19 protein-coding genes are annotated in these 18,567 nt (G+C 70.5%); 13 read left to right on the top strand and 6 right to left on the bottom strand.

Annotated elements, in window-relative coordinates; genetic code table 11:
• Positions 1–77: 77 nt before the first annotated feature.
• Genes Q0Z83_RS32630 through Q0Z83_RS32610 form a run of 5 tightly spaced genes read left to right on the top strand, consistent with a single transcriptional unit; the run spans position 78 to position 4,507 of the window.
• Positions 78–1,238, top strand: a complete 1,161-nt coding sequence (locus tag Q0Z83_RS32630; RefSeq protein ID WP_317787074.1) for an ABC transporter substrate-binding protein — start codon at positions 78–80, stop codon at positions 1,236–1,238.
• On the top strand, positions 1,235–2,026 hold the full coding sequence (locus tag Q0Z83_RS32625) for an ABC transporter ATP-binding protein (protein WP_317787073.1): 792 nt from the start codon (positions 1,235–1,237) through the stop codon (positions 2,024–2,026). The genes Q0Z83_RS32630 and Q0Z83_RS32625 overlap by 4 nt, the downstream gene beginning before the upstream one ends.
• Positions 2,023–2,700, top strand: coding sequence for an ABC transporter ATP-binding protein (locus Q0Z83_RS32620; RefSeq protein WP_317787072.1), 678 nt, complete (start codon positions 2,023–2,025; stop codon positions 2,698–2,700). Before Q0Z83_RS32625 ends, Q0Z83_RS32620 begins: the two co-directional genes overlap by 4 nt.
• Positions 2,697–3,557, top strand: a complete 861-nt coding sequence (locus Q0Z83_RS32615; protein ID WP_317787071.1) for a branched-chain amino acid ABC transporter permease — start codon at positions 2,697–2,699, stop codon at positions 3,555–3,557. Before Q0Z83_RS32620 ends, Q0Z83_RS32615 begins: the two co-directional genes overlap by 4 nt.
• Positions 3,554–4,507, top strand: a complete 954-nt coding sequence (locus Q0Z83_RS32610; protein ID WP_317787070.1) for a branched-chain amino acid ABC transporter permease — start codon at positions 3,554–3,556, stop codon at positions 4,505–4,507. The genes Q0Z83_RS32615 and Q0Z83_RS32610 overlap by 4 nt, the downstream gene beginning before the upstream one ends.
• Before the next feature lie 355 nt (positions 4,508–4,862).
• Here Q0Z83_RS32610 and Q0Z83_RS32605 read toward each other — a convergent pair whose 3' ends face one another.
• Positions 4,863–5,723 (bottom strand): alpha/beta fold hydrolase, encoded by an 861-nt coding sequence (locus tag Q0Z83_RS32605; RefSeq protein WP_317787069.1) that lies wholly within the window; start codon positions 5,721–5,723, stop codon positions 4,863–4,865.
• Positions 5,724–5,773: 50 nt separating this feature from the next.
• Complete coding sequence (locus tag Q0Z83_RS32600) at positions 5,774–6,601, bottom strand: rhamnogalacturonan acetylesterase (protein WP_317787068.1); 828 nt, start codon at positions 6,599–6,601, stop codon at positions 5,774–5,776.
• Between the two features lie 163 nt (positions 6,602–6,764).
• Between Q0Z83_RS32600 and Q0Z83_RS32595 the strand changes: the two genes are divergently transcribed.
• The 6 genes from Q0Z83_RS32595 to Q0Z83_RS32570 all read left to right on the top strand — a co-directional run bounded on the left by Q0Z83_RS32595 (position 6,765) and on the right by Q0Z83_RS32570 (position 13,647).
• Positions 6,765–7,820, top strand: a complete 1,056-nt coding sequence (locus tag Q0Z83_RS32595) for a hypothetical protein (RefSeq protein ID WP_317787067.1) — start codon at positions 6,765–6,767, stop codon at positions 7,818–7,820.
• Positions 7,821–8,371: 551 nt separating this feature from the next.
• Complete coding sequence (locus Q0Z83_RS32590) at positions 8,372–9,757, top strand: hypothetical protein (RefSeq protein ID WP_317787066.1); 1,386 nt, start codon at positions 8,372–8,374, stop codon at positions 9,755–9,757.
• Complete coding sequence (locus Q0Z83_RS32585) at positions 9,754–11,052, top strand: hypothetical protein (protein WP_317787065.1); 1,299 nt, start codon at positions 9,754–9,756, stop codon at positions 11,050–11,052. The genes Q0Z83_RS32590 and Q0Z83_RS32585 overlap by 4 nt, the downstream gene beginning before the upstream one ends.
• Before the next feature lie 101 nt (positions 11,053–11,153).
• Positions 11,154–11,702 carry an ArsR/SmtB family transcription factor gene (locus Q0Z83_RS32580; RefSeq protein ID WP_317787064.1) on the top strand — a complete coding sequence of 183 codons (549 nt, stop codon included), beginning with the start codon at positions 11,154–11,156 and terminating at the stop codon, positions 11,700–11,702.
• On the top strand, positions 11,699–12,925 hold the full coding sequence (locus tag Q0Z83_RS32575) for an MFS transporter (protein ID WP_317787063.1): 1,227 nt from the start codon (positions 11,699–11,701) through the stop codon (positions 12,923–12,925). Before Q0Z83_RS32580 ends, Q0Z83_RS32575 begins: the two co-directional genes overlap by 4 nt.
• 158 nt (positions 12,926–13,083) lie before the next feature.
• Positions 13,084–13,647 carry a DUF4232 domain-containing protein gene (locus Q0Z83_RS32570; protein ID WP_317787062.1) on the top strand — a complete coding sequence of 188 codons (564 nt, stop codon included), beginning with the start codon at positions 13,084–13,086 and terminating at the stop codon, positions 13,645–13,647.
• Here the strand turns inward: Q0Z83_RS32570 and Q0Z83_RS32565 are convergent.
• Positions 13,638–14,087, bottom strand: a complete 450-nt coding sequence (locus tag Q0Z83_RS32565) for a MaoC family dehydratase (RefSeq protein WP_317787061.1) — start codon at positions 14,085–14,087, stop codon at positions 13,638–13,640. The genes Q0Z83_RS32570 and Q0Z83_RS32565 overlap by 10 nt on opposite strands.
• A gap of 24 nt (positions 14,088–14,111) precedes the next feature.
• The gene (locus Q0Z83_RS32560; protein WP_317787060.1) at positions 14,112–15,677 is read right to left on the bottom strand and encodes a serine/threonine-protein kinase; all 1,566 of its coding nucleotides are present in this window, start codon (positions 15,675–15,677) and stop codon (positions 14,112–14,114) included.
• A 114-nt stretch (positions 15,678–15,791) separates the two neighbouring features.
• Here Q0Z83_RS32560 and Q0Z83_RS32555 point away from each other — a divergent pair, with 114 nt between their 5' ends.
• A complete protein-coding gene (locus tag Q0Z83_RS32555; protein WP_317787059.1) occupies positions 15,792–16,055 on the top strand; it encodes a hypothetical protein in 264 nt (87 codons plus the stop codon).
• A gap of 5 nt (positions 16,056–16,060) precedes the next feature.
• Here the strand turns inward: Q0Z83_RS32555 and Q0Z83_RS32550 are convergent, their stop codons facing one another.
• Positions 16,061–16,567, bottom strand: coding sequence for a hypothetical protein (locus Q0Z83_RS32550; protein ID WP_317787058.1), 507 nt, complete (start codon positions 16,565–16,567; stop codon positions 16,061–16,063).
• 125 nt (positions 16,568–16,692) lie between these two features.
• Between Q0Z83_RS32550 and lexA the strand changes: the two genes are divergently transcribed.
• Entirely contained in the window at positions 16,693–17,328 is a 636-nt protein-coding gene (gene lexA, locus Q0Z83_RS32545; RefSeq protein WP_317787057.1) for a transcriptional repressor LexA, read from the top strand.
• 224 nt (positions 17,329–17,552) lie between these two features.
• Here the strand turns inward: lexA and Q0Z83_RS32540 are convergent, their stop codons facing one another.
• Positions 17,553–18,536, bottom strand: a complete 984-nt coding sequence (locus tag Q0Z83_RS32540; RefSeq protein ID WP_317787056.1) for a replication initiation protein — start codon at positions 18,534–18,536, stop codon at positions 17,553–17,555.
• Positions 18,537–18,567: the final 31 nt, after the last annotated feature.

Genomic DNA, 18,567 nt, shown 5'->3' with positions numbered 1-18,567 from the left:
GCTAGATGTTAGGCACTTTCTTGACGGCCGTTGAAGACAGAGCCTAACTTCGATGAACCTCACCGAGGAGGTTCCTCATGCGCAGAACCGGGCCACTCCTCCTGGCCCTCACCCTCGCCCTGACCGCCTGCGGCAACGAGACAGCCGACGGCGACGACCCGATCCGGGTCGGCCAGATCGTCTCGTTGACCGGCAACTATTCACCGCTCGGCACCGAGAACCAGAAGTCCGTGGCCCTCGCGGTCGAGAAGATCAACGCCGCCGGCGGCATCGGGGGCCGGCGGATCGAACTGTCCGTCCGTGACGACAAGAGCCTGCCGGACCAGGCGGTTCTGGCGTTCAACGAGCTCAAGGACGACTCCGACGCGATCATCGGGTCGCCGTTCAGCAACTCGGCGCTCGCCACGATTCCGCTGGTCGACCGGGAGGAGATCCCGTATGTCTCCCTGACCCCGGCCGACGAGCAGGTCAAACCCGTCCACCCGTACGTCTTCGTGGTCCCCGCCCTGTCCAGCACCTACGCCGAGGCCACCCTGCAGTACTTCCAGTCGGCGAAACTGACGAAGATCGCCGTCGCCTACGACACCAAGAGCAGCTACGCCGTCGCCGGTTTCAAAGGCATGCAGGCCGAAGCCGCGCAGTACGGCGTGACGCTCGGCCCGATCGAGGAGTTCCAGACCACGGCCACCGACTTCAGCGCCGTCTTCACGCACGTCCGCTCGTCCGACGCGCAGGCACTGATGCTGTGGGGGACCGGCGCCCCGGCCGTCGCGATCACCAAGGGTTACGCCGCCTCCGGCCTGACCATCCCGCTGATGCTGACCGGCTCACAGGCCAGCAAACTCTTTCTGGAACCGGCCGGTCCGGCCGCCGAGGGCGCCCTGATCGCCAGCTCGGTCGGGGTCGTCGGCGACCACCTGCCGGCCGGTGCGCTGAAGACCGCCGTCGACGAGCTGACCAGCGCGTTCACCACCAAGTACGGCTACCCGCCACCGCAGTTCGCACAGGACGGCTACAGCGGCGTGAAACTGCTGGCCGCCGCGATCGAGAAGGCCGGCGGCACCGACCGGGCCAAGGTCCGCGACGCGCTCGAAGGCCTGACGCTGACCACCCCGAACGGCACCTACACCTACACCGCGGCCGACCACTCCGGCCTGACCACCGACTACATCTCGATCAACACGATCAAGGACGGGAAGTTCGTACCCACCGAGTTCTCCACAAGCCGGTTCAAGTGACCGTCGAACTCACCGTCGACAACGTCTCCCGCGCGTTCGGCGGCGTCTACGCCGTGCGTGACGTGAGCCTGACGGTCCCGGCCGGCGAGCTGCGAGCCGTGATCGGCCCCAACGGCGCCGGCAAATCCACCCTGTTCGCCCTGATCGGCGGCCAGTTGGCGGTCGACTCCGGCTCGGTGGCGCTCGACGGTGTCCGCGTCGAGCGCCGCCCCGCCCATCGCCGGGGGATCGGGGTCGTCTTCCAGTCGGCGCGGGTCTTCCACGGCATGACCGCGTTCGAGAACGTCATGGTCGGCGCGCACGCCATCACCCGCGCCGGCTTCCTCTCCGCCGCACTGCGCCTGCCCCGCCACCATCGCGACGAACGCCGCATCCGCGAGAAGGCGCTGACCTGCCTCGACCGGGTCGGGATCGCCGACTGGGCGGACCGGCCCGCCGAGGAACTCCCGCTCGGCCGGCAACGCTCCCTGCAACTGGCCCGCGCCCTCTGCGGCGAACCCCGCCTGCTCCTGCTCGACGAACCGGCCTCCGGCCTGCGCGCCGCCGAACGCGAACACCTCGCCACCCTGATCACCCGCCTCCGCGACGAGGGCCTCACCATCCTGCTCGTCGAACACGACGTCGCCTTCGTCATGCGCCTCGCCGACCGGATCACCGTCCTCGACCTGGGCCGCGTCATCGCCGACGGCTCACCCGCCGAGGTCCGGGCAAACCCCAAGGTCAAAACCGCTTATCTGGGGGTACGGCCGGACGAGCTCGCCGATCACGCAAAAGGCGTCGTCGAATGACCGGTGCTGTCGACATCGGCAACCTGACCGTCCGGTATGCCGGCGCCACCGCCCTCGACGACGTCAGTCTGTCCGTCGCCGAGAACGAGATGACCGCCCTGATCGGCGCCAACGGGGCCGGCAAGTCCACGTTGGTCAAAGCGCTGGCCGGTCTGATCCGCCCCGCTTCCGGGACCATCACCGTGCACGGCCGGCTCGCCCACGTACCCGAGGGCCGCGAAATGTTCCCGGACATGACGGTCGACGACAACCTGCGACTCGGCGGCCGGCGCATCCGCAACCGGAACACCGCCCCGATCTACGAACTGCTCCCCGACCTGGCCGCGATCCGCTCTCGGAAAGCGGGCAGCCTCTCCGGTGGCCAGCAGCAGATGGTCGCGATCGGCCGGGCCCTGATGGCCGACCCGGACGTGCTGGTCATCGACGAGCTGAGCCTCGGCCTGGCCCCGATGATCGTCACCACACTGGTCGACCACCTGCGGACCCTGCACGCCACCCGGGAACTGGCCGTCCTCCTGATCGAACAGAACGCCCGCCTGGCCCTCGACCTGTGCCACCACGCCTACGTCCTGGAGTCCGGCCGGATCGCCCTGCACGGCCCGGCCGCCACCCTGGCCCGCGACCCCCGGGTGACCGCCGCCTACCTGGGCGGCCACGTGACGGTGACCCCATGAGTGACCTGATCGGCTATCTGATCACCGGGCTCGGGATCGGGGCCGGCTTCGCGCTGGTCGCCAGCGGACTGGTCGCCATCCACCGGGTGACCAGGGTCGTCAACTTCGCGCAGGGCGGGTTCGCGGTCCTCGCCGCCCTGCTCACGTCGACCCTGCTCAGCGCGGGACTCCCGCACGGCGTCGCCGAGCTCGGCGGGGTGGCCCTGGGCGCGCTCGCCGGGCTGATCGTCGGAGTGGTCGCGATCGGCCGCCCCGACACCAGCCCCGGAACCTCGCTGATCGTCACCCTCGGGCTGGGCGTTCTCGCGTACGCCATCGAGGTCTTGATCTGGGGCGACCAGCCCCGGTCCTTCCCGGGCGTGCCCGGCGTCGCCGAGGTCGGCGGCGCCCGGATTCCGGCCCACTACCTGCTGATCATCGCCGTGACCGCGGTGGTGTTCGCGCTGATGACGTGGTTCTTCGGCGGCACCGACCTGGGCCGTGCGCTGACCGCGTGCGCCTCCAACCGCTACGCCGCGCAGGTCGTCGGCATCGACGTCCGCCGGATGGGGCTGCTCGCGTTCACCATCGGCGGCGCGCTCGGCGGGCTCGCCGGTGTCCTGACCACGCCGGTGCAGCAGGTCACGTTCGACAGTGACGTCACCCTGATCGTCAACGGGTTCGCGGCGGCGGTCCTCGGCGGACTCACCCGCCCGACGATCGCGCTGGCCGGTGGCCTGCTGCTGGGCGTCACCCAGACGGTCGTCGCGGGTTACGGCGGCGGCGCCTACCAGACGGAGGTCGCCCTGGTGCTGATGCTCACCGTCATGATCGTCCAGGCGGCCCGCACCGGCCCGGTCCCGGAGACGGCCCGATGAACCGCTGGGCGCTCGCCGGCGTCGCGGTGGTCACGCTGGCGCTGCCACCGCTCCTGCCGGAGCGCCATCTCGCGACGTTCGTGCTGCTCCTGCTGGCCGCGACGGTCACCGTCGGCGTCTCGCTGTTGATGGGGTACGCCGGACAGGTCTCGCTGGGACAGGCGTCCTTCTACGCGATCGGGGCGTACGCGGCGGCGCTGCCCGCGGTCCACGGCGTGCCGTCGCTGCTCGGCCTGGTGCTGGCACCGGTGGCCGCGGCCGTGGCGGCGGTACTGCTCGGCGCCCCGCTGCTGCGGCTCCGGGGTCACCACCTGGCGTTCGCGACCCTGGCCGTCCAGCTGATCCTGCTGTCGTTGCTGGCCCAGGCCGACTGGGCGGGCGGCGCCATCGGGCTCCAGGGCATTCCACGGCTCACCATCCTCGGGTTCGAACTCCGCGATCTCGGTTACGCGTACGCCGCATGGTCGGTCCTGGCCATCGCCCTGCTGATCGCGCGCAACGTGGTCGACTCCCGCCCCGGCCGCGCCCTCCGAGCCGCCGCGACGAGCGAAACGGCGGCCGCGGCCAGCGGCGTCGCGGTCGGCCGGCACCGCCTGGCCGTCTTCACCCTGTCGGCGGCGCTGGCCGGTCTGGCGGGTGGTGTGTACGCCTTCTACCTGGGCTATCTGTCGCCGGGTTCGTTCCCGGTCCTGCTGTCCATCGAGTTCGTGGTGATGGCCGTGGTCGGCGGGCTCGGCACCCTGGCCGGTCCGGTGGTCGGCGCCACCGTGATCATCCTGCTGGTCCAGCTCCTGAACACGCTCGGCACCCAACCCGGCATGCCGGACTACGCGCCGAGCGTCCTCTCCTACGCGGTCTACGCCCTGCTCCTGATCACCTGCGTCCTCTACCTGCCCAAAGGCCTGGTCCCGGCGCTCCGCCATCCACGAAAGGCCGGCATCACTCGCTAGACCAGAGTCACCGGAGCCGGGATGGGCCGCGATTCTGGTTCGGCCTCTGTGTGTAGCTGGGCCTCAAGTTTCGGCGAGCGGCACGTGGTGGCTGTTTTCGGGTGGCAGGGGGTGGGCTGGCGGCACGTGGTGGCTGCTTCCGGGTGGCAGGGGGTCGGCCGGCGGTACCTGGTGGCTGCTTCCGGGGAGTTTTAGGGTCTCTGGTGCGCCGCTGGCGGCGCTTCCAGGACGTTTAGGGTCTCTGGTGCGCCGCCGACACCACGTCTCCAAGACATTCAAGATCTCTGCTGTGCCGCGATACCTGGTCGTGGCCGCGCGCGAAGCGGCCGCCCCTGATTCCGGAGGCTCTCCAGACTCAGCCGGCCAGCACCTCGCGGAGAGTCGCGGTGAACGGCACCGGGTCGCCGTGCTGGCCATACTCGCCGCCCAGGAAACCCGAGTGATTACTCGGGAAGACGGTGGGGGAGAGACCCAGCCGCTCGGCGACACCCCGCCCACTGCGGTGGGCCAGCTCGTCCGCCGACTCCGCACCGACGCCGACGACGATCCGGGTCGGTGCCGCGCCCAGGGCGTCGAAGTCGGGCTCGAAAAGGCAGCAGGTCACCAGGTTCTGGCCGAGCAGCGTGTCGTTGCGGGAGCCGTCGTCCTCGGCGGGCAGACCGAACGCGGCCGGATCGGGCCCCGGCTCGTCGGCGAACCCGGGCGGGACCGGCCCCTTCAGCGACACGATCTGGATGAACTTCACCATCGCCGGCCCCAGACCGGACCGCTCGTAAAGGGCACGAATGCCCAGCACCGCGGCCTCCGCCTCGGTGCTGTCGGGCGTGAACCGGACCGCCGGCGGCTCGTGCGCGACGAGCGTCCGGACGAGAGTGGGATGCTCGGCGACCAGGGCCAGCGAGTTGACCGCGCCACCGCTGCTGGCGAACAGATCGACCGGCCCGCCGACCGCCTCGATGACCCGGCGGATGTCGTCGGCGTGCTGCCCGGGCGTCGACTCCGGAGCCGGATCGGTGCGCTCACTACGGCCGGTGCCCCGCGGGTCGTAGGTGATCACCGTCCGGTCGGTGAAAAGGCCGGCCAGTGTGACGAAGCCGCTCGCGTCCATCGGTGAGCCGATCAGCATCAGCGGCGGCTCGTCGGACGGCGTCGCGGGTGGGCGTACGTCATAGGTGATGACGGCGCCGGGGACGTCCAGGGCGTGGGTCGCGGTCATGCTGCGACCTTAACGCCGGAGCGCGGGGCCCGTCGGGCCCCGCGCGAGTTTCAGCTTTCCGCCGGGCGGGTGGCGGGCCAGGTCAAGACATCGTCCGGGATGACGGTACGCCGGAGCGCGCGCTCATCCCGGCCGGGGATGGCCCGGCCGTTCGCGACCACCAGCCGGGCCGTCTCGATCGCCCCGTGCGCCTGGAAGTGCGTGTTGTCCTGCACGCCGTCCGGATAGTTGACCGACTCGCCGGCGTCCAGCCACAGGAACTCGTCCTTGGTCGCCTCCGGCCCGAGCGCGCCCCACCGCGCGAACGACAGCGCGGTCAGGTCGATCAGCGGCGTCCGGGTCTCGGCGGCCAGCGCCCGCATCGAGTCCGGGTACTCGCCGTGCGACAGATAGGGCGTGCCGTCCGCCGTGAACCGCCGCCGCTCGACTGGCGTGACCAGGATCGGCCGGGCCCGGGCGGCGCGCGCCCCGTCCAGATACAACCGCAGATAGTCCTGGAACGTGGTCCACGGGAGGGTGCCGCGGGCCGGGTCGGTGGTCTTCTCGTCGTTGTGCCCGAACGACACGAGCAGCACGTCTCCGGGCCGGATCGCGGCGAGGATCCGGTCGAGGCGGCCCAGGTCGGCGAAACTCTTGGAACTGGCCCCGGACAGCGCCTCGTTGACCACCCGCACGTGGTGGCGCAGGAAGACGTGCAGGGCCTGTCCCCAGCCGGCTCGGGGATGGTCGGCGACCGCGTAGGTGGCGGCGGTCGAGTCCCCGGCGACGAAGACGGTGGGCCGGTGACCACCGGCGAGGGCGGGCTCGGCGACGGCGAGGGTCCCGGCGATCGTCCCGCCGATCCCGGCGCGGAGCAACGTTCTCCGTTGAATCTGCATGACGCCACATTGAATCAATCAACCTCGATGCAGGCAAGCGCTTTCCTGCTGGTGGGAAGCAATCAACCATTCATTGATCAAATCGGGACAAGATCGGATCGAAAGATGTCGGACGGACGATGTACGTTACGTTCGCCGAGAACTGTTCAGAGGGGTGGTTATCGTGACGACATCCGTGGAGCGGGCACGGCCCACGGACGCCGCGGGGGCGTCGTTCACCGCACGCGAGCGATGGGTGCTGCTGGTCGCGAGCGCCTGGCTGGTCATCGGGTTGCAGCTCGACGCGTATGCGCATGCCACCACACCCGAGCTGGAGACCTTCTGGACCCCGTGGCACGGCGTCCTCTACTCGGGCATCGCCGCATCCGGGTTCACCCTGCTCTGGATCATGCGGTCCCGGCTGCCCGGCATCCCCACCTACAGCTCCCTGCTGGCCCTGCCCAACGCCTTGCGGCTACCCCTGGCCGGCATGGCGTTCCTCCTGGTCGGCGGTGGTGTGGACACGCTGTGGCACAACATCTGGGGCATCGAGCGCGACATGGAGATCTTCGTCAGCCCGAGCCACGAGTTCATCATCCTGGGCATGGCCCTGGTCGCCATGGGCCCGACGCTGATGCTCGCGGCCGGCCCCGGCGACCGACTCGGCGTGGGCGGCGGCTTCCTGGTCGGCATCTCCACCCTGTTCGCCGTCCTGCCGGTGCACATCTACTCACTGCACGCCTCGTCGATCGGCTTCCGCCATCTCGGCAGCGGCCAGGAGCCGGTCCCGGTCTTCTCGCCGGACGCCCAGTTGATCCACGGCTACATCTTCAGCACCATCCTCCTGCTGCTGCCGTTCATCGTGATCGGCCGTCGCTGGCCCCTGCCGCTGGGCCTGCCGTCCATCCTGGTCGCGATCATCGCCGTGCTGATGCACCTGATGTTCGACTCCCGAGACGACTGGTGGCCCGCCCTGACCCTGGCCGCCGTCTCCTTCGCCATCGAAGCCGTCTGGCGCCTGGTCACCCCACTGCTCAAGATCCCGAGCAACGGCCGCTGGGTCCTGTTCGGCCTGGCCACCCCACCCGCCGCATGGGGCACGGTCCTGCTGGTCGGCAAGATCCAGGAGGGCAGCACCGGCTTCAACATCCACATGACGACCGGCCTGCTGACTCTGACCGCGCTGACCGGCGCGGCCACCGTTCTGGTAGCCCGCAGCGTCCAGCACCTCCCGAGGTGACCGGCCCACTCCCGCCCGCTCCCACCCCGGCCTCCCGCGACGCCGTTCAGGCAGGGATTTCCCTTGGTTCCGTGGTCTTTCGGGAGGCTGGTCGGGTCGCGGTTTCCGGCGGCTCGGTCTCGGCCTTGTGTGATGCCGTTCAGGAAGGGATTTCCCTTGGTTCCGTGGTCTTTCGGGAGGCTGGTCGGGTCGCGGTTTCCGACGGCTCGGTCTCGGCCTTCCGTGATGCCGTTCAGGAAGGGATTTCCCATGGTCCCGCCTCGGATGCGGTCTCTCGAGAAGCCGGTCGGGTCGCGGTTTCCGACGGCTCCGTCTCGGCCTTCCGCGATGCCGCCCCGGCCGCGGTTTCCCCAGACGCCGGCCCGAGTGTGGGTCGGGGTGGTTCCGGGTTGGCGGTGCTCGCTCGAATTGCCGGTCCCGGTGTGGTTTGGGATGGTGCCGATTCGGAAGTTCTTCTTCGTATCGCCGGTTCGGGCGGGTTTCGGGGTGGTGTCGGTTCGGCCGTGCTTGCTCGAATCGCCGGTCCAAGCGGGGAACCTTCTGGTTCGGGCGTGCTCTCGCGCGGTGCCGATTCGGCCGCGGTGTCCCATGCGGCTTCCCGCGGTGGCATTTCCGCGGAGGTCTTCTCCCACCCCGCCCCGGCGGCTCGCGGGAGTTTCTCGACCGCGACCCGCCGTCGGCTGGTGATGGTCTTCCGCCGCTCCGGCGGAGTCACACCGCATCCCCGCCCCGCGAACCGGCGGCACACCGCGGAACGAGGCGCTCGCAACACGGTGACCTCGGCGATCGGCGGATGGGCGGCACGGATGCTGTCGGTGCTGGTCACCGTCGCCGGGCTCCTCGCGGTCACCGGTGGGCCGGCGGCGGCGCACGCCGGCGGCCTAACCGCCACCGACGCCCGGGGCCGGGTGGTCTCGGTGACACCCGCGGTTCCCGGCTTGGAGATCACCGCGATCGAGGCCGGCGCCCGGCTGCGGCTGCGCAACGGCACCTCCGGCCCGGTGACGATCAAACCCGGCGGCGGTACGGCGACACCCGCCCTCATTCCACCCGGCGGCGAGCTGACCTGGATCGACGAACGAGCCACCCCCGACGGCCGAACCGTCGCCGCCGGTGAGACCGTCCAGTGGACGATCCCATTGGACGCCGCCGGCACCGAGGTGACCGTCACCGGCGCCCTGGTCGGGGAGCAGCGCCCGGCCGCCGCACTCTGGTGGCTCGCCGCCGCCCTCACCGCCACCGCGATCATCCTGGCCGCCCGCCGAACCCGCCGAGCCGATCTCCTGCTCGCCGCCGCCGGAACGATCGCGGCCATCTCGTCCATCGCGCACGTGATCGGCTCCACCCTGGCCGTCGAGTCCGCCCCGCTCGCCGGCACGTTCCTGAGCGCTGCCGGCATCAATCTCCTGGCCTGGCCCTTGATCATCGGCGGCGCGGTGACGGCCTTCCGTGGGCGTCCCGCGGGGATCCTGGCGGTCTGCGCCGGAGCGGCCCTGACCGCCGTCTTCGTCCTCCCCGACGTGACGTCGTTCCATCGCCCGGTACTCCCGTTCGAGGGCCCCGCCATACTCGAACGCATCCTGGTCTTCCTGGCCCTCGGCCTCGGCGCGGGCGTGGCGGTCGCCGGCGCCGGAGTCCTCCGAGACCTGGCCCAGAAGGCCGCGGCCCAGAGTGTCGTGTCCGGAGAGTCGGGCCAGCAGGTGGCGGCCTCGGTTGCGGCCGAAGGCGCGGTTCGGAAGGCCGTGGGCGGAGAGTCGGGCCAGCAGGTGGCGGCCTCGGTTGCGGCCGAAGGCGCGGTTCGGAAGGCCGTGGGCGGAGAGTCGGGCCAGCAGGTGGCGGCCTCGGTTGCGGCCGAAGGCGCGGTCCGGAAGGCCGCGACCGAAGACCCGGGCCAGAAGGCCACGGCTGCGGCCGAAGAACCGGCAGCGGACACGTGACCGTCCGGGAGCCGCTGGCGCATGGGGTGGGCAGCGTCGAGGGTCTGCCGCTGCCCCTCGACCTGGTGCTGCAAGCCGGCGCCGCGACCGTTGTCGTGTCGTTTCTGATCGCCGCGGTCTGGTGGCGGACGCCGCGGCTCAAGCCCTCCGAGCCGCGCCGCTTCGGAGTAGCCCGCCGGTTGCGCTATCCGGTGCTGGTCCTGGCGTTGTATATCACCGGCTTCGCGCTGGTCGGCCCACGCGACGGGAACCCGGCCGCACACGCCCTGTTCGTCTGGCTCTGGGTGGGACTGATTCTGATCAGTGTGGTCTTCGGGCCGGTGTGGCGGGCGGTCAACCCACTGCGGACGATCTTCACCCTGCTGGGCCTGCCCCGGACCGGGCTGCGTCCACTCGCGCCGGGCCGCCCGCGGTCGTCCTGGCCGGCGGCGGCGTTCCTGCTGGCGTTCGTCTGGTTCGAGTTGCTGGCGCCGCACCACGGCGATCCGGTCGCGGTCGGCCTGTGGATCCTGGCGTACGGCCTGTGCCAGGTGATCCTCGCGCTTCTGCGTGGCGAGGAGTGGTTCGCCCGCGGCGACTGCTTCGAGGTGTACTCCGAACTGGCCGGACGCCTCAGCCCGATCCGTCACCGACAGCCGCTCTCCGGCCTGGCTCCCGCCGGGAGAGGACAGCTGCTCTCCGGCGTGGCCCCCGCCGGAAGACGACAGCCGCACCTCGCCTCCGTTCCCGGACCGCATTCGGATCTCCCGGCAGCTCCGGTCCCGGAACAGCCCGCGTTCGCCGCCGCCGGGGTCGCCGGTTTCATCGCGATCTGGTGGGGCTCGACAGTCTTCGACAGCGTCTCGGCCTCACCGTTCTGGACGGGTCTCACCACCCGCACCGGTGCACCGCTGCCACTCGGCACAGCCGCCCTGATCCTGCTCTGCGCCCTGGTCTTCCTGGCTGTTCGCCGGACCGCCGCCCACCTGGAGATGTCGCTGATCCCGATCGCGGTCGGCTACACCCTCGCCCACTACCTGTCCCTGCTGATGGTCGAGGCCCCGCGGGGCGTCCTGTTGCTGTTCGGCGCCCCCGCCACCGACTGGAACCCACAACCGGCCCCAGCCGTGCTCACCACCGCCCAGATCGCCCTGATCCTGATCGGACACGCGATCGGAGTGATCGTCGCCCACGACCACTCCCTGGCCACCGCACCGCAGCGCCCCACGCTAGCCGTGCTGGCCGACGAGCTTCCGATGATCCTCGTCATGATCGCCTGCACCTGGGCCGGCCTGTTCCTGCTCTTCGTCCGCTGAGAAGCCGAGACGAAAGCCGAGACGGAAGCCGAGAAGACACGACTGACTTCTCACTGACACTTCCTATGAGAAGAAGTCTTTGCATAGATATCTTCTCACTCATGCGCCGCAACCTGACGGACATCGACTCGCTGAAGGCACTGGCCCACCCGCTGAGGCAGCAGATGTTCACCCACCTGAACCGTTTCGGACCAGCCACCTCAGCCGACCTGGCCACCCGCTTCACCGTCGACCGAGGTGCCGCCAGCTACCACCTCCGCCAACTGGAACGCTTCGGTTTCGTCGAGGAGGACACCGACCGCTCCGCAGGCCGCCGCCGCTACTGGAAGGCGATCGCCCTGGACCTGCGCCTGCCGTACGACTCGGACGACCCGACGGTCTCCGCGGCCGCCGACGCGATCGGACAGCAGTGGATGGACCAGGGCCAGCGCGACCTGCACACCTACCTGGCCGACCGGACCGCGTTCGGCGAGTTCGGCGAGGCCGCCATGCACTCGTTCAGCAGCACGTCACTGACCGCCGAGGAGCTGACCCGGTTCGCCGAGGAGTACGTCGCCTTCATCAGCCGCTGGCACCGCTACCCGGTCGAGGCCACCGACGGAGCCCGCCCGATCACGGTCCTGTTCAACGCGTTCCCCACGCCGTCATGACCCCGCTCTGGCGCAACCGCGACTTCACCCTGCTCTGGAGCGGCCAGGTGATCTCCAGCCTGGGTGCCGCGATCAGCAGCACGGCCACCCCGCTGTTGGTCCTGTCGACCACCGGTTCCCCACTGGACGCGGGCCTGGTCGGCGCGGCCGGAACCCTGCCCCACCTGATCGCGAACCTCCCGGCCGGCCCGCTGGTCGACCGCTGGAACCGCCGTCTGATCCTGCTGATCAGCGAGATCGTGGCGGGCATAGCCCTGCTGAGCGTCCCACTGGCGATCTGGTCCGGCGTGTTCACGATCGCCCAGCTGTGTGTGGTCACGTTCCTCCAGGGCCTGTGTTTCGTCTTCTTCGGACTGGCCCAAGACGCGGCCCTGCCGATGGTCGTCCCACCGGACCAGTTGGCCACCGCGATCGCCGCGGACGAGGCCCGCAGCCGCGGCGCGACCCTGGCCGGCCCTCCGATCGGCGGAGCCCTGTTCGGCCTGGACCGGGCGGCCCCGTTCCTGGTCGACGGCATCTCCTACCTGATCGCCGCCGCCGCGCTGCTGTTCCTGCGTCGTGACCTGCAGAAGCCCGCGGAGGGGCCGGCCGAACCACTGTGGCGGGCCGCGGTCACCGGCTTGCGGTACGTCTGGCACAACCCTCTGATCCGCGTCTCACTACTGCTGATCGCGGTGAGCAACTTCGTCTTCCAGGCCCTGATCCTGGTACTGGTGGACCTGGCCGGCCGGCAGGGCGGCACCGCCTCCGACATCGGCCTGATGCTCGGCCTCTACAGCGCGGGCGGCCTGCTGGGCGCGTTCGCGGCGAGCCGCCTGCACCGGATGGTGTCGTTCCGGGGCGCGCTGGTCGGCGTCAACTGGGTGTGGGCCGTACTGCTACCCCTGTTCCTACTGACCACGGCCCCATGGCAGATCGGCGTAGTGGGCGCACTGACCGCCTTCGTCGGCCCCCTATGGAACGTAGTGATCTTCACCTACGCCGGCGTAGTGGTGCCCAACGAGCTGCTGGGCCGCGTGATGAGCGCCGCCGGCACCCTCACCTGGGGCGTGATGCCGATCGCCTCGCTGACCGGCGGCCTGATGCTGACCGCGTTCGGAACAACAGGTTCGTTGTGGTCCCTCTCCGCGATCATGCTCATCGCCGCGATCGCGGCAACCCTCTCCCCTTCGGTACGCCGTACGCCCGCCGTGCCCGAACTGGTCACCGAGTCGCAGCCCTGAGCCTCTCCAAGCCCAGAGCCCACCCCACCCCGCACCCACCCGTGGCGCGACCACAAACGGCACACGTCGCGGGTGGGGAGGAGCGGTCGGTACCGGCTTCGTGCCAGGCGTGGGCCGTAGTTGATTTTGTGGCGGAGAGTGGCGGAAGAGTAGCCGCCATGACACGGAACAACCCGCGCTCCATCGCCCTCCGGACGTTCATGGCCCTCACTCCGGCCCTGCTCGTCACGGGCGTCGCCGTCGCCCTCGTCGGGGGCGGCCGGGCCACCGAGGCGTCCGCGGGTGCCATGCTCCCCGCCGCGCCCAGTCCCGCCTGCCTCACCGACGACCTGTCCGGCACCGTCACCGGGCACGGCGGCGACCGGGTGCGGGAGGCGGTGCTCAGCCTCACCAACACCGCCGATCACGCCTGCCGGATTCCGGGCTGGGCCGACGTCGCCCTGGTCACCCCGCCCGGCGAGGTGGTCCGGGTGCCGACGACCGAGATCGGTACGGCCGGCCCGGCGATCGTCCTCGAGCCGGGCGCCACCGCGTCGTCCAGTCTCCAGTGGGACACCTGCGCCGCGGGCCGTAAGGGATGCGGCACCGGCGTGGCGTTCCAGTTCATCGTCGACGCCGACTCCACCGGCACCGCCGCCGACGTGGCCGAACTCCCCGAAGCCGACGGCCCGGGCATCACCATGAAGGCCCTGCGGATCGGGCCGCTGCAGGCTCAGGCGTAGAGGGCGAGCACCTGATCGGCCACACAGGCCGGTCGCCGTTCGCCCTCGATCTCGGCCCGGGTACGCACGACGATCCGCGCCCCCGACCCGAGCGGACGTGACTCCAGCAACCGCACCACACCACGCAGCCGCGACCCGGCTCGCACCGGCGCCTGGAACCGCACCTTGTCGAAGCCGCCGTTGACGACGAATGTCACCCCGTCGACCTCCAGAACCTCGGTCAGGAACGTGACGCACAACGACAACGTGAGCGCCCCGTGCGCGATCGTGCCGCCGAACGGTCCCTCGGCCGCGGCCCGGGCCGGGTCCACATGGATCCACTGCCGGTCACCGGTGACCTCGGCGAACTGATCGATCCGCGCCTGGTCGACGGTGTGCCAGCCGCTCGTGCCGAGCTCGTCGCGCCCGAGCAGATCGTCGATCCCGGTGAACCGTGTCATGCCGGAAGCATAGAGACGCTCCCCTCACGGCCCGCAGTGGTCGGCTTTGCTCGCGATGAAGATCTCGTCGCGGGGCGGGCCGACCCAGGCGCTCCACCGGACGCACGCGCCGTTCTTCCCGCTGACCATCACGGCGAAGGTTCCGCCGTTGTCGTCGTTGACGAGATTCATATCGCTCTCGATATGCACGGCGACCGACGCCACGACGTCCTTGCCCTGCCCTTTCTCCTCCATCGTGACCGCGCAGTGCGAGCCGTCGACGTCTGAGTAGAGCAGGTGGAAGACACCCTTCAGCACGCCACGGGAGGTCTTCAGCTTCCGGGAATCGACCACCCGGTAACCACTGCCGTAGGCGTTGCAGATCTCGACCGGGGTGTGGTCGCGCGCCGTGGTCACGCTCGGGACGGACCGGGGAGACGAGGAGACGCCGGCCGTGGCCGACGGTTCCTCCCTGCCCATCGAGGCCGGGCTCTGCGCGGCGTCGGGTTTGCCGTCGTCGAGTAGCCGACCGCCCCAGGCCCCGGCGCCGGCCAGCAGAACCGCGAGTGCCGCGGCAAGCGTCACGATCCTCCAACGTCCACTCCCGGCCGCCGGTGCGGCGATCTCGGCAGACGCACCCGGATTCACCACGGCCCGGGCGGCACCGACGACAGAATCCGGCGAGGGCGAGGGCGAGGGCGAGGGCGAGGGCGAGGGCGAGGGCGAGGGCGAGGGCGAGGGCGAGGGCGAGGGCGAGGGCGAGGGCGAGGGCGAGGTGGGGGCGGGAGCCGCGATCGTTCGGGCGGCCGCGGCCAGATCCGAGGCGCCGGCGAACCGTTCGGCCGGGTCCTTGGCCATCGCCCGCGAGACCAGGGCGGCGGCTTCGGCGGGTACGTCGGACGGCAGCACCGCCGGCTGCCCGTGCACCAGTTGGGCCAGGACCGCGAGCGGAGTGTCACCGAGATACGGCGGCCGCCCGGCCAGGCACGTGAACGCGACCGCACCCAGCGAGTACACGTCGGTCGCCGCCGACACCGGCCGTCCCTCGGCCTGTTCCGGCGCCATGTAGTGGACCGTTCCGATGACCGCGCCGGTGCCGGTGAGCCCGGTCATCCCGTCCGAGCGGGCCACCCCGAAGTCGACCAGCACGACGTCGCCACCGGGCCGCAGCAGCAGATTGTTGGGTTTGACGTCCCGGTGCACGATCCCGGCGTCGTGGGCGGCCTGCAACGCGTCCGCGACCTGGGCGACGACGGCCATCGTGTCAGCCACGTCGAGCCGCCCGGCCTCCTGGATCCGCGTCGACAGGGGCGTGCCGTCGATGTACTCCATCACCAGGTAGTCGAACCGGTACGGCCCGACCGCCGCGTTCTCGCCGTAGTCGTGGATGGGCGCGATGCCGGGATGCCTCAGCGCGGCCATCATCCGTGCCTCGGCCCGGAACCGGGCGACGAACTGCCGGTCCGACATCAACGCCGGCAGCAGCACCTTGACCGCGATCTCCCGATGCAGCAGCAGGTCCTCGGCCCGCCACACCTCACCCATCCCGCCCGCGGCGATCGGCTCGGTGAGCTGGTAACGGCCGTGCAGCACGACTCCCGCGGAGAGCATCGGCCCATGCTAATCGGCGACATCCAACCGGGCCGATCCCCGAATCGGCCGGAGACGTGGCGGTACGCGATTAGATTCGGCTGCATCTATCGATTGGTGAACGGGGAGTCCGGTATGAGGTCGCGTCTGTGGTGGATCCCGGTGGGGCTGCTCACGGCCTATGCGGTCGCGTACTTCGTCCCGGGCCTCTCCGCGTACGCCCGTTACCCCGTCTACCACGTGAAATGCGGCGGGCCGCCGATCGTCGGCACCACCTTCGCGTCCGCCTACAACTACTGGCTGCCCGGCGATGGTGACTACTCGGTCAACCTCTTCTCGAACGCCTACTTCTGCACCGAGGCGGAGGCGAAGGCGGCGGGCTTCCACCGAGCGCCCTGAACCGGTCAGACGATGGCCGGGCCGAAGGTGTCCGACATGGCGGCCACACCCAGGCAGAGCAGCGGGCCGGGGAAGGCTTCGTCGACGTCGGTCAGGTCGTGCCACTGCTGGATCACCGGGTCGGTGGAGTGCCGGTGCAGCGAACGGTGTCCCGGATCGGGGACCTGGTGGCCGGCGGCCCGCAGCATCCCGGCCACCGTGTCGAGTAGCCGGCGGACCGCGGCCGCGATGTTGCCGGGTGCGGCGTTCGGGCCGGGCAGGGCGTGGTCGGTGACCCAGGCGGCCAGTTCCGGGCCGGAGACGACGTGGCCGCGGGCCCGGGTGCCGAAGGTGCGGCCGTAGACGACCAGCGAGGTCGTCTGCACCAGGACCTGGTGTACCGGTACCCGTCTGGGCAGGGTGATCACCGGATGTGTCGGCGCGAGCAGGATGGCGGCGCGCCGGGTGGCGGCCAGCCAGGAACCGGTGTCACCCGCCGCGACCTGGTTCGCGTACTCCCAGATTGTCGGCACCGGACGATCTTGGCGATTCGCGGGCCGGACGGCATCGGTCGTCGGGTCGGGCCCGGTGTCCTCCGAACGTGCGGTTTCCGGTCACGATTAGTACATCTGATCTAATCATGGGGTAAGGTGCGCGCATGAGCATCGACAGCGGTGCAGATTCCCGTCCGCCTCTGACCGCCCGCCAGCTGCGCATCCTCGCGGTGATCGAGGATTGGGTGCGTGAGCGTGGCTATCCACCGACGGTTCGGGAGATCGGCGCGGCCGTCGGTCTGGTCTCGCCGTCGTCCGTTTCCTACCAGCTCGGCGTCCTGGAGAAACACGGCCTGATCCGGCGACAGCCCAACAACTCCCGGGCCGTCGAGCTGTGCCGACCGGTGCCGGCCGAGGCCGATCCACGGGTGGTGCGGATTCCGCTGCTCGGCGCCATCGCCGCCGGTGCGCCGATCCTGGCCGAGGAGCACGTCGAGGATCATCTGACGGTGTCGGCCGCGATGGTCGGCGGGGGCACGCTGTTCGCCCTCAACGTCAAGGGCGACTCGATGATCGACGCCGCGATCTGCGACGGCGACGTGGTGGTGATCCGCCGGCAGCCGGTCGCCGAGAACGGTGAGATCGTCGCCGCGATGATCGGCGACGAGGCGACCGTCAAGGTCTTCCGCCGGCGCGACGGCCACACCGAGCTGCTCCCGCGAAACCCGGCCTACCAGCCGATCCCAGCCGACGACGCGGTGATCCTCGGCAAGGTGGTGAGCGTCTTCCGCCGCCTCTGAAACGACCCGGGAGGCCGAGACTGCAGCCCCGGAGGCCGAGACGGCGACCGGGAAGCGAGACGACGGCCGGGGACGGCGAAGCGGCGGCCCGGGAGTCGAGACGGCGACCCGGGACGGCGAAACGCGGTACCACCGGATCAGCCCGGCGGTCGCGTTTCGGTCCGGTGCCCGGACCGCGTCGCGGCGTAGGGAACGGTGCTCTTCGTGGCCGTACCGAATGGGGGTCAAGTGCGGTGGATCTCGACGCCGGAGGCGTCCACGGTGACCGGCGGGATCGCGGTGACCTTGCGGATCTCCTCGAGGCAGGTCTCGAAAACCGGCCGGAAGGCCGCCGGATCCCCGCCGACCGAGACGGCGGGTGAGGCGCCGGCCGAGACGGCGACTGAGGCGGCGGGTGAGGCGCCGACCGAAACGGCGGATGACCTGGCGGCCGAGGCGGCGGATGAGGTGGTGCGTGCGGCGGCCGACCCGGTCGAGGCGAAGAACCTGGCGTGTACGGACTCCCAGGTGAAATGTCGGGCTTCGTCGAGGTAGGTGCCGATGTAGGTGAGCCAGGCATAGACATCGAGCGCCGTGCACGAATGCCGCCCGAGGACCCGGACCACGTCCCCGTCGAGCGGGATCCAGCGCAGCGCCGACTTGGCGAACTCGGCGTCCAGGGTGACCACCGGCGGCCGGTCCGAGGTGGAGTCGAGCAGGCCGTGGCCGGGTCGACCGCGGCCGGCGACGAGGGCTCCGGTGCTGCCCGGCTGTTCGGCGACCCAGCCGTGCCGGAGGATGCGCTGAAACTGGCCTTCGAGTTCGGTGAACCAGCCGCCGCGCACCGACTGTTCGGAGAGGGAGCCGAGCGCGGCCAGGAATGCGTAGACCCGGTGCGGGTGCAGGGTGATCGTGCGGGTGCGGCAGCGGAACGCCTCGGTGCACAGGAACATCACCAGGTGGCGACCGAGCAGGCCGTACGGGATGCCCGCGTACCGGCTGAACTCGCCGTCGCCGGGGCCGGAGCGCCAGCTGCCGAGCCCGGCCCGGTAGTGGAGTTCGACGTCGCCGGGATCGTTGACCGGCAGGACCAGATCGGCGTGGGCCGGCGGGTAGAGGATCGTCTCGCCACCGGATGAGCCGCCCGGTGGGCGGTAGGCGCTCGGGCCGTCCGCCGGGTCGACGGTGATGTGCACGGCGACGTCGCCGTGCCGGAACGAGAAACTCACGTCGACAGCAACGACTGATCATGAAGAATGT

Source organism: Actinoplanes sichuanensis (assembly GCF_033097365.1).
GTDB classification, from domain to species: Bacteria; Actinomycetota; Actinomycetes; order Mycobacteriales; family Micromonosporaceae; genus Actinoplanes; species Actinoplanes sichuanensis.
Note: the sequence above shows the minus strand (reverse complement) of the source record. Positions and strands in the feature narration are given on the sequence as shown.